This is a genomic window from Pseudomonas sp. GW821-FHT07F01, assembly GCF_059418825.1.
The window spans coordinates 925,450-936,308 of record NZ_JBWKQO010000002.1; the positions used below are offsets into that span (position 1 = coordinate 925,450).

Genomic DNA, 10,859 nt, shown 5'->3' on the forward strand with positions numbered 1-10,859 from the left:
ATGGGCCAGGGGAAAAATTAACCGTGGGCGCAGCACTGCGGCGCCGCTGCGATCGGTAAATTCCAGGGCTTGCGGCTCGTCAAATCAGGACCTTCTCTTTAATAAGGTCGCGATCATGTCCTCAGCCACTTCACTGGCCAGCTCACTGGCAAATGGCTTGCGCAAGCTGGTAGGCGCCGGCGCCCAGCAACCCCGCAGCTACCGGGTAATCAACGTCGAGCTCAAGCAGCGCATCCACCTCAGCCCGTCCATGGCCCGCCTGGTGTTCACCGGCGAGGACATCGCCCAGGCGCGTACCCTGGCACCGGACCAGCGCATCAAGCTGCTGTTTCCCGGGGCCGATGGCACGCCCTCGCAACTGCCGGTGGAAGGCGACTGGCAGGCGGCCCGGCGCAAGCTGCCGGCCGAGCAGCAACCGCCAATGCGCACCTACACCATTCGCGCCCTGCGCCTGCAGCCTGCGCAAATGGATGTGGATTTCGTCCTGCACGGGGTCAACGGCCCGGCCTCCGCCTGGGCCACCCATGCCCGGCCCGGCGACCGCCTGCAGATGGTGGTGCCGAACAAGGCCTACAGCGGCGACCCCGGTGGTTATGAATGGCTGCCGCCGGCGGGGATCCGCAAGGTGCTGTTGATGGGCGATGAAACCGCGCTGCCGGCGATTGCCGGCATTCTGGAAGAACTGCAGGGTTATCCGGACCATCCGGATGTGCAGGCGTTTATCGAAGTGCCCTATGAAAGCGATTGCATCGACCTGCGCTGCCACCCGCTGGCGCGGATCAACTGGTTGCCCCGGGACCTGCTGGGCGCACGCCATGGCGAAACCCTGATCCATGCCGCCCGGGAGCTGGCCGAACTGCCGCCGGCCAACAGCCAGCGCCGGCCGATCAAGGTTTCCGAACGCAACGACGAACAACGCCTCTGGGAAACCGCCCAACCGGCGGACAACGATTTCTACGCCTGGGTGGCCGGCGAGTCGGCCACGGTGATGAACATTCGCCGCCACCTGATCAACGAGCGCGGCCAGGAGCGTCGCAACCTGACCCTGATGGGCTACTGGCGCCTGGGCAGCTCCCTGGGTTGAGCCCCACCAACCGCCCCACCCTCTTCCCTGTAGCCGCAGCCGAGGCCGCGAAGCTGCACAAAGGCCCGCCGGGCCTTGCTTGGCGATCGCCAGCCGAACCCCTGGCGAACCCGGGATTTTTGCGCCCCTGCGGGCCGCGCGCAGCCTGCGCCAGCGGCTACAGCAAGCAAGTGTGTAGCCGCTAGGAAACCGCGGCTACCGGTTGCAGGTGGCGGCGGCGATGCACCTCCAGATGGCCCTTGAGCAGGCTCAGCACCTTGGCCTCGTGCTCGTGGATGAAGAAGTGCCCGCCCGCCAGCATGTCCACCGAAAAACTGCCGTGGGTTTCCTTGCTCCAGCCGATCAGTTGCTCGGTGGTGGCGCGATCCGTCTTGCCGCCCAGCACATGCACCGGGCAATTGAGCAGTGGCCGTTGCACCGGGCGAAAGCGCCCGCACAAGAGAAAGTCGGCCCGCAGGATCGGCAAGGTCAGGCTCATCAGTTCCTGGTTGGCCAGCACTTCTTCACTGGTGCCGTTGAGGGTGCGCAACTGTTCGATCAGTTGCTCATCGGTCTTGGGCTCGGCAAACCCCCGGTCGTATTCGGTGCGCAGGGTCGGCGCAGCAGTGCCCGAGGCGAACAGCGCCACCGGCTCCGGGCACCCCAGCGCGCGCAGGGCATGGGCCAGTTCGCAGGCCAGCAAGGCGCCCAGGCTGTGGCCGAACAGGGCGTAAGGGGTACGCAGCGTGCCCCGGATTTCCAGGGCAAGCTGCCGCGCCAGCTCGCGCATGTCGGTGTGCAGCGGCTCGGCATAACGGGCGCCACGCCCGGGCAGCTCCAGCGGTTGCAGGTGCAGCCACTGCGGCAGCTTGCGGCGCCAGCGGCTGTAGACCATGGCGCTGGCGCCGGAATACGGCAGGCACAGCAGGTTCAACTGAGTCACGGTTATTCCCTCGACGGATGGACGCTAAAGAAACGCAGCACGAGGGGAACAAATTAGTCCACCGATCAGCTCAGCGCATGCGTCGATAGCTCTGCAACGCCGCCCCCAGTACCACCGCGCCGCCCGCCAGGGCCAGCCAGAAGCCGCTGCGGGCGCCGAACTGGTCCACCAGCGCTCCGGACCCCGCGGCCCCCAGGGCCACGCCGATGCTCAGGCCGGTGACCAGCCAGGTCAGGCCCTCGGTGAGCTTGGCCGGCGGCACGCTGCGTTCCACCAGGGCCATCGCGACGATCAGGGTCGGCGAGAAAAACAGCCCGGCAACGAACACCGCCAGAGACAGGCCGAGGATGTTGCTCGCCAGCAGCAGCGGCAAGGTGGTCAGCGCCGTGGCGATGCCGCCGTACATGAACAGCCGGGGCAAGGGCGTGGCCAGTTTCAGGGCGCCAAAGGCGATGCCCGCCAGGCATGAGCCGATGGCGTACACCGAGAGCACAATGCTCGCCGCCGCCGGCTGCCCCTGTTGCTGGGCGAAAGCCACGCTGACCACATCCACCACCCCGACGATGGTGCCCATGGCGGTCATCAGCAACAGCAGCAGGCGGATTTCCACCGAGCGAATGATCGAGCCAGCGTGCCCTTCCTCATGAGGATGGACCGGCGGCTCGGTGCTCTTCTGCATGACGAACACACTGACCCCCAGCACCAGCATCAGCAGCGCCGCCAGGGGCCCGGCTTCGGGAAACAGGCCGACGCTGAGGCCCACCGACAAGGGCGGGCCGACAATGAAGCAGACCTCATCGAGCACCGACTCCAGGGCATAGGCGGTCTGCAGTTGCGGCTGGCCGCGGTACAGCTCGGTCCAGCGGGCACGGACCATGGCCGACATGCTGGGCATGCAGCCGGCCAGGGCGGCGCAGAGGAACAGGGTCCAGTGCGGGGCCTGCAAGCGGGTGCACAGCAGCAGGGCCAGCAGCGCCCCGCCCCCCAGGCCGGCGGCCAGGGGCAATATCCGGCTCTGGCCGTAACGGTCCACCAGGCGCGATACCTGGGGCGCGCAGAACGCCGTGGCCAGGGCGAACGTCGCCGCCACCGAGCCGGCCAGGGCGTACCCGCCGTGCAGTTGAGCCAGCATGGTGATCAGGCCGATGCCGGTCATGGAGATCGGCATGCGCGCGATCATCCCGGCCAGCACAAAGGCCCGGCTGCCGGCGGCCTTGAACAGTTCGCGGTAGGGGTTTGCCATTTACAACGACTCCTTGGGGGGCTGCAACTTGCCACAAAGGGCAGGCACAGTAGAAACACATACGCCTCGTATGTTAAAAATCATGTAAACATACGCCTCGTATGTCAACCCGCCATTTGTTGGAGAACTGTGTCCATGAGCAGCCGCCCACGCGCCGCGATGATCGAGCAAACCCGCGCCAGGCTGATTGCCAGCGCGCGCCAGGCCTTTGCCCGCCTGGGCTACGCCAAGACCTCGATGGACGACCTGACCGCCGAAGCCGGGCTGACCCGGGGCGCGCTGTATCACCACTTCGGTGACAAGCAGGGGTTGCTGGCGGCGGTGGTGGAGCAGATCGACAGTGAAATGGATGAGCGCCTGGAGGCCATTTCCGCAGCGGCCAGTGATCCCTGGCAAGGCTTTGCCCAGCGCTGCCGGGCCTACCTGGAAATGGCCCAGGAAGCCGAAATCCGCCGCATCGTCCTGCAGGATGCCCGGGCCGTGCTGGGGCAACGGCAGCCAGCCGAGGAACACTGCATCGACTCCCTCAGCCGCCGCCTGCAAGCGCTGGTCGAAGCCGGGCTGATCACGCCCGCGCCGAGCCAGGCCCTGGCGCGCCTGATCAACGGCAGCCTGGTGGACGCGGCGCTGTGGATCGCCGCCGCCGAGCAGCCCGGGCAACGCCTGCAACAAGCCCTGCAAGCGCTTGAGCTGCTGCTGCGCGGGCTGCAACCACCGCGCTGAACTGAACTCCTGAGCCGCGTCCGGGGTCAGCACAACAGGGGCCACTGATGCGTTGCGTGTCGCATGGGCGCATCAGCCCCGGCCTTCGACAGCGGCGACAGGAGTGCAGTGCATGCAGATATCCCTCGACCAGCAGGTAGCCCTGGTCACTGGCGCCAGCTCCGGCATTGGCGCCGCCACCGCAATCGCCCTGGCGGCGGCCGGTGCCAGCGTGGTGCTCAACTACAACTCCCAGGCCGCGCCGGCCGAGCAGTTGGCCGCGCGGATCAATGCCGAAGGCGGCCGGGCCATTGCCATTCGCGCCGATGTGGCCGATGAGGCCCAGGTCGAGGCGCTGTTCGCCCAGGCCATCGAGGCCTTTGGTTTTCTCGACATCCTGGTGGCCAATTCCGGCCTGCAAAAGGATGGGCCGGCCGCCAGCCTGAGCCTGGACGACTGGAACCGGGTGATCGGCGTCAATCTCACCGGGCAGTTCCTCTGTGCTCGCGCGGCGCTGAACATCTTCCAGCGCCAGGGGGTGCGCGCCGGGGTGTCCAAGGCGGCGGGCAAGATCATCCACATGAGTTCGGTGCACCAGTTGATTCCCTGGGCCGGGCACGTGAATTACGCGGCTTCCAAGGGCGGCGTGGACATGCTGATGCGCACCCTGGCCCAGGAAGTCAGCCAGCAGCGGATCCGCATCAACGGCATCGCCCCGGGGGCGATCCGCACCGCCATCAACCGCACCGCCACCGAGGGCGCGGCAGAGCAGGAACTGCTCAAGCTGATTCCCTACGGCCGGGTCGGCGACCCCGAGGATGTGGCCAATGCCGCGCTATGGCTGGCCTCGGACGCCTCCGACTATGTGGTCGGCAGCACCCTGTTCATCGACGGCGGCATGAGCCTCTATCCGGAGTTTCGCGGCAATGGCTGACCAGCATCCCACGGCACAACGCCCCATCGACGCCCACGGCATCATCGGCGACATGCGCAGCGCCGCCCTGGTCAACGACCAGGGCAGCATCGATTTCTTCTGCTGGCCGGAGTTCGACAGCCCGAGCATCTTCTGCTCGCTGCTGGACTCCCCCGCCGCCGGGATCTTCGAACTGGCACCGGTGCTGGCCGACGCCCGGCGCCAGCAGATCTACCTGCCCGACAGCAACGTCCTGCAGACCCGCTGGCTGGGAACCGAGGCGGTGGTGGAAGTCACCGACCTGCTGACCATCGACGACGACCCCGAGCAGCTGCCGCTGCTGATCCGCCGGGTACGGGTGGTCAGCGGCCAGGCCACCCTGCGCCTGCACTGCGCGCCGCGCCTGGACTATGGCCGGGCCGCCACCGGGGCACGACAGGAAGGCGACTCGGTGTGCTTCGAAGCCCCCGGGCAGCCCGGGCTGCGCCTGCTGGGCGACCAGCCGCTGCACCTTGAACGGGACTCGGCCCGGGCCGAGTTCGTGCTGCAACAGGGCCAGGGCGCCGAATTCATCCTCGGAGGCGTCGACGATCTGCGGGTGCGGCACGGCGATAGCGAGCTGCACCTTACGCGCACCCTGAAGTTCTGGCGCGACTGGATCGGCCAGTCCAACTACCGCGGCCGCTGGCGCGAGATGGTCAACCGTTCGGCCCTGGCGCTGAAACTGCTGACCTCCAGGCGCCATGGCGCGATCCTCGCGGCGGCCACCTTCGGCCTGCCGGAAAGCCCCGGCGGCGAACGCAACTGGGACTACCGCTACACCTGGGTACGCGACGCCTCGTTCACCGTCTACGCCTTCATGCGCCTGGGTTTCGTCGAGGAGGCCAACGCCTACATGGGCTGGCTGCGGGGCCGGGTCAGCGACTGCCATGGGCAACCGATGAAGCTCAATATCCTGTACGGCATCGACGGCCGCCAGGAGTTGCCGGAGACCGAGCTTGGGCACCTCTCCGGGCACGGCGGCGCGCAACCGGTGCGCATCGGCAACCAGGCCTACGACCAGGTGCAACTGGATATCTTCGGCGAGCTGCTGGATGCGGTGTACCTGGTGAACAAGTACGGCGAGGCCATCTCCCACGAAGGCTGGAAACACACGGTACAGGTGGTGGACCAGGTCTGTGACAGCTGGCAGAGCAAGGATGTGGGCATCTGGGAGATGCGCGGCGAGCAGCACCACTTCCTGCACTCGCGGCTGATGTGCTGGGTGGCGGTGGACCGCGCCATCCGCCTGGCCTCCAAGCGTTCGCTGCCGGCCCCCTTCGCCCGCTGGGACCAGACCCGGCAAGCCATCTACGACGATATCTGGAGCCGGTTCTGGAACCAGGAGCACGGGCATTTCGTCCAGCACATCGGCAGTACCGCCCTGGACGGTTCGATGCTGCTGATGCCCCTGGTGCGCTTTGTCAGCGCCAAGGACCCGCGCTGGCTGGCGACCCTGGATGCCATCGAAAAGAGCCTGGTGCGTGACGGCATGGTCTACCGCTACCGCAATGACGACAGCCAGATCGACGGCCTGGCCGGCACCGAAGGCGCCTTCGCCGCCTGCTCGTTCTGGTACGTCGAATGCCTGGCCCGGGCCGGGCGCCTGGAGCAGGCGCACCTGGAGTTCGAGCAACTGCTGCGCTATGCCAACCCCCTGGGCCTGTACGCCGAGGAGTTCGACAGCCACGGCCGTCACCTGGGCAACACGCCCCAGGCCCTGACCCACCTGGCGCTGATCAGCGCGGCAAGTTTTCTCGACCGGCGCTTGAGTGGCGACAAGAGCGTCTGGCAACCTTGATCCCGGCCCCGGTGCTGAGACCGGGGCGTTCTTCCCTTGGTGCTCGACAGAAATGGAACTCGCCCCATGCCCGACTCGCCGATCATCGCCGTGATGATCCATGCCGCCGACTGGCGTGCCGCCACCCATTGGTACGCCCAGGCCTTTCCCCAGGCCCGCCGGGTGCTGCACGAGCCGGATGATTTCGGCCATTTGCAGCTCGCGGGCCTGTCCCTGGAAATCGTCCCCTGCGACGCCAAGGTCGGCCAGGGGCCGGCGGGCACGGTGGTGTACTGGCAGGTCGCCGATCTGCCCGGCCAGGTGCAGCGCCTGACCGGGCTGGGTGGGCACCTGTATCGCGGCCCCATGGTCATTGAAGGCGGCGACTCGATCTGCCAGGTGCAGGACCCCTGGGGCAACTGCATCGGCCTGCGCCAGCCGGCCCGTTTGGGGCAAGCGTCATGAACCAGGTGCTGCTGATCATCGACGTGCAACCCTGCTTCAACCCTCCGCAGTGGCTGGTGGACGGCATCAACCGCCTGCTCGGGCGCATGCCCTCGGTGGCCACGGTGGAGCGCCATGATGAAAGCCGCACGCCCTTCGCCCGGCAACTGGGCTGGCAGCCGGCGGTGGATGACCAGAGCCTGGTGGCCGCCGACAAGGTCTTCATCAAGCACGGCTACGGGCCGACGACGGAGATTCTCGAGCACCTCAAAAGCCTCGCCCCCGAGCGTGTGCTGGTGTGCGGTATCCAGACCGACACCTGCGTGCTGGCCGCAGGTTTTGCCCTGTTCGATGCCGGCTTGCAGCCGACCCTGCTCACCGACCTGACCGTGGGTTCGTCCCTGGACCGCAGCGGCGGCCTGGGCATCGACCTGTGGCGGCATCACTTCAAGCACCTGGCCCGCAGCGACGAACTCTAGGGGCCGGCTTGCGGGCCCCTTCGCTGGCAAGCCAGCTCCTACAGCCCTCAGGTGGCGGCGCCGTTGCGTAGGAGCCGGCTTGCCGGCGAAGGCGATCTTGCGGGCCACACAGCGCTAGGGTCCGCATTCGCGCTCCCTCACCAGGCCCCTCATGAGCTTCACCGTCGGCCTGCGCTGCTACGTGCACATCAAGGGCCCCGAACCGTAGGGCCACAGTTCCCTGGAAGACATCCGCCGGCTGCTGGCGCGACGCCCACGGGCTGCATGCCGCTGCGGCTTGAGGACAGCACGCAAGTTTTGCGCTAGCTTTTCCCGGCCCACCGGATCCGGAGTCGTCATGCCCAGCCCAGCCTCCCTGCACCAGGTCAGCACCCCCAGCCTGCATATCGCCTATGAGCAACATGGCCCGCGCAACGCCGAGCCGGTGATCCTGCTCCACGGGTTTCCCTACGACGTGCGGGCCTACGACGAGATCGCCCCGCCCCTGGCCGAGCGCGGCTATCGGGTCATCGTTCCCTACCTGCGGGGCTACGGCCCGACGCGCTTTGTCAGCGAGCAGATCATGCGCTCAGGGCAGCAGGCCGCCCTGGCCCGGGACCTGCTGGAGCTGATGGACGCCCTGCACCTGCCCCAGGCCACCCTCGCCGGCTACGACTGGGGTGGGCGCGCCGCGTGCATCGTCGCGGCGCTGTGGCCGCAGCGGGTCAAGGGCCTGATGAGCGCCGACGGCTACAACATCCAGGACATTCCCCGGGCCATCGAGCCCCGGGCGCCGGAGACCGAGCTGCGGCTGTGGTACCAGTACTACTTCAATACCCAGCGCGGGGTGGACGGGCTGACGGCCAACCGCCGGGAATTCTGCGAGCTGTTGTGGCGCCTGTGGTCGCCAACCTGGAAACAAGGGCCCGGGCTCTATGGCCTGAGCGCGCCCTCCTTCGACAACCCGGACTTCGTCGCGGTGGTGATCCATTCCTACCGTCATCGCTTCGGCTATGTGCCGGGCGACCCGGGCCTGAAAAGCATCGAGCGGGCGCTGGAGGCGCAACCGCCGATCCGGGTGCCGACCATCGCCCTGTGCGGCGCTGACGACGGCGTCGGCCCGGCCACCGAACCGGACCCCGATGTCGGCCTGTTCAGTGGGCCCTATCAGCGGCGGATCCTCCCGGGGATCGGCCACAACCTGCCCCAGGAAGCGCCGCAAGCCACCCTCGACGCGCTGCTGGAGTTGCTCGGCAAGCCCTGAGATGGGCACCGGCGCACGCCATGGGGCGGAAAAAATCGGTACACTTCGCGGCCTCGATCCCCCCACAGGACATGGAATGTTATCCGTCGCCGCTTCTCCCCGACCCGGCCTGCGCCGGGCCCTGGTGCTCTGGCTGTATGCCGTCGGCGCCGGCCACCTGCTTGCCGGGCTGCTGCTGACCTGGGCCGGCCACAGTGGCCTGTTCAACGATTACCTCGCGGGCATCGAACAGGCCTTCTGGGGCGCCGCCGCGCCGGCACCGGCCCGGACCCAGCAGATCTGGTGGCTGGGGCTGTTCGGCGCCACCCTGCAAAGCTATTCGCTGTTCCTGCTGGGGCTGGTGCACCTGGGCAACCGCCTGCGGGCCCCTGCCGCCTGGGCCTGGCTGATGGCCGGGATTGTGCTGTGGGCGCCCCAGGACATGTGGCTGTCCTGGCAGATGAACATGACCGCCCACCTGTGGATCGACAGCTTCGCCCTGCTGGTGCTGCTGCCGCCGTTACTGTGGCTGCAGCGCCACGACCGCCGTACCTCTCGTCTTCCCTCGTAAAAGGACTTCACCATCGTGGCTGATTTGCCAATCCTGCAGTGGGCTATCGCCCTGTTGCTCGCCCAGGGCGTGCTCGGCGCCCTGGATACTCTCTACCATCACGAACTCACCGTGGCCCTGCCGCAGCGTCACAGCGCCCGCAAGGAACTGAGCATCCATGCCCTGCGCTCGTGCTTCTACGGCGTGCTGTTCATGGGCATCGCCCACCTGGCGTTCCAGGGCATCTGGGCCCTGGTGATCGCCCTGCTGTTCGCCCTGGAAATCGGCCTGACCCTGTGGGACTTCGTGGTCGAGGATCGCAGCCGCAAGCTGCCGGCCATCGAACGCATCATGCACACCGTGCTGGCGATCAACGCCGGGGCCTTCTTCGCCCTGTACGGCCTGCAACTGCTGGAATGGTCACGCCTGCCCAGTGCCTTGAATCCCATCGACCTGGGCTGGCAGGGCTGGGCCCTGAGCCTGTTCGCCGTGGGCGTCACCGCCTCGGGCATCCGCGACGGCCTGGCGGCGCTGCGCCTGCAACGCCAGGGCCAGGGCGCCAACCCCTTTGCCGGTGGCAGCGGCAAGCGGGTGCTGGTCACCGGTGGCACCGGTTTTATCGGCGAGACCCTGGTCAACCAACTGCTGGATGCCGGGCACACGGTCAGCGTGCTGGCCCGGGACCCGCTGCGCGCCGCCTACCTGTTCGACGGTCGCGCCCGTTGCCTGCGCTCGCTGAGCAAGCTGGGCCACGGCGAAGCCTTCGACGTGATCATCAACCTGGCCGGTGCCCCGGTGGCCGGGCCGCGCTGGTCGGCCAAGCGCCAGGCGCAACTGCTGGCCAGCCGGGTCGGCACCACCGAAGCCCTGCTCAACTGGCTGCAACACGCCCAGCACAAGCCGGAGCTGTGGATCCAGGCTTCGGCCATCGGCTTCTATGGCGTGCGCGACGCCAGCCAGAGCCTGGATGAAAACGCCGAGCGCGGCGAAGGCTTCATGGCCGACCTGTGCGCGCGCTGGGAATCCTCCGCCGAACCGGCCACCCGCTTCGGCGTGCGCCAGGTGGTGCTGCGCCTGGGGATCGTCTTCGGTCCCGGCGGCGCCCTGAAGCCATTGCTGATGCCCTTCCATTTCGGCTTTGGCGGACGCATGGGCGATGGCCGGCAGATCATGAGCTGGGTGCACCGCGACGACGTGTTGCAGGTGATGGCCCGGGCGATCAACGACCCGACGCTGTCCGGCACCTACAACATGGTGGCGCCGGAAGCGGTGAGCCAGGGCACCTTCGCCACTACTGTCGGCAAGGTGCTCAAGCGCCCGGTGTGGCTGCACGTGCCGGCTGCGCCGGTACGGGCCCTGGCCGGGGAGATGGCCGAGCTGTTCTTCGATGGCCAGAAGGTAGTGCCGGCGCGCCTGCTGCAGGCCGGCTACCGCTTCCGTTACCCGACCCTGGACGCCGCCCTGCGCGACCTGACCTGAGC

At 67.7% G+C, this 10,859-nt stretch carries 11 protein-coding genes; 9 read left to right on the plus strand and 2 right to left on the minus strand.

Translation table 11 applies throughout. The features are described 5' to 3' along the window. Positions 1-115: 115 nt before the first annotated feature. Positions 116-1,084 carry a siderophore-interacting protein gene (locus AC07R1_RS10275; protein WP_495110500.1) on the plus strand — a complete coding sequence of 323 codons (969 nt, stop codon included), beginning with the start codon at positions 116-118 and terminating at the stop codon, positions 1,082-1,084. A gap of 181 nt (positions 1,085-1,265) precedes the next feature. On the opposite strand, the gene AC07R1_RS10280 is transcribed toward AC07R1_RS10275, so the two are convergent. Together AC07R1_RS10280 and AC07R1_RS10285 are read right to left on the minus strand one after the other, a co-directional pair. Next, a complete protein-coding gene (locus AC07R1_RS10280) occupies positions 1,266-2,006 on the minus strand; it encodes a thioesterase II family protein (protein WP_015636428.1) in 741 nt (246 codons plus the stop codon). 70 nt (positions 2,007-2,076) lie between these two features. Then, positions 2,077-3,249, minus strand: coding sequence for an MFS transporter (locus AC07R1_RS10285; RefSeq protein WP_404673672.1), 1,173 nt, complete (start codon positions 3,247-3,249; stop codon positions 2,077-2,079). 135 nt (positions 3,250-3,384) lie between these two features. On the opposite strand from AC07R1_RS10285, the gene AC07R1_RS10290 reads away from it, so the two are divergent. From AC07R1_RS10290 to AC07R1_RS10325, 8 genes are all read left to right on the plus strand, one after another. Further along, positions 3,385-3,972, plus strand: coding sequence for a TetR/AcrR family transcriptional regulator (locus tag AC07R1_RS10290; RefSeq protein ID WP_011062380.1), 588 nt, complete (start codon positions 3,385-3,387; stop codon positions 3,970-3,972). A gap of 112 nt (positions 3,973-4,084) precedes the next feature. Then, complete coding sequence (locus tag AC07R1_RS10295) at positions 4,085-4,885, plus strand: glucose 1-dehydrogenase (protein ID WP_401403632.1); 801 nt, start codon at positions 4,085-4,087, stop codon at positions 4,883-4,885. Continuing rightward, on the plus strand, positions 4,878-6,704 hold the full coding sequence (locus AC07R1_RS10300) for a glycoside hydrolase family 15 protein (protein ID WP_183001514.1): 1,827 nt from the start codon (positions 4,878-4,880) through the stop codon (positions 6,702-6,704). Before AC07R1_RS10295 ends, AC07R1_RS10300 begins: the two co-directional genes overlap by 8 nt. A 66-nt stretch (positions 6,705-6,770) precedes the next feature. Then, the gene (locus tag AC07R1_RS10305) at positions 6,771-7,148 is read left to right on the plus strand and encodes a VOC family protein (protein WP_401403635.1); all 378 of its coding nucleotides are present in this window, start codon (positions 6,771-6,773) and stop codon (positions 7,146-7,148) included. Then, complete coding sequence (locus AC07R1_RS10310) at positions 7,145-7,606, plus strand: cysteine hydrolase family protein (RefSeq protein WP_011062384.1); 462 nt, start codon at positions 7,145-7,147, stop codon at positions 7,604-7,606. The genes AC07R1_RS10305 and AC07R1_RS10310 overlap by 4 nt, the downstream gene beginning before the upstream one ends. 337 nt (positions 7,607-7,943) lie before the next feature. Further along, a complete protein-coding gene (locus AC07R1_RS10315) occupies positions 7,944-8,849 on the plus strand; it encodes an alpha/beta fold hydrolase (RefSeq protein ID WP_495110501.1) in 906 nt (301 codons plus the stop codon). A 76-nt stretch (positions 8,850-8,925) separates the two neighbouring features. Then, positions 8,926-9,399, plus strand: coding sequence for a hypothetical protein (locus AC07R1_RS10320; RefSeq protein WP_495110502.1), 474 nt, complete (start codon positions 8,926-8,928; stop codon positions 9,397-9,399). A 15-nt stretch (positions 9,400-9,414) separates the two neighbouring features. After that, positions 9,415-10,857: a TIGR01777 family oxidoreductase gene (locus tag AC07R1_RS10325; RefSeq protein WP_125063718.1), complete on the plus strand. Its 1,443-nt coding sequence runs from the start codon at positions 9,415-9,417 to the stop codon at positions 10,855-10,857. The last annotated feature ends 2 nt before the right edge of the window (positions 10,858-10,859 follow it).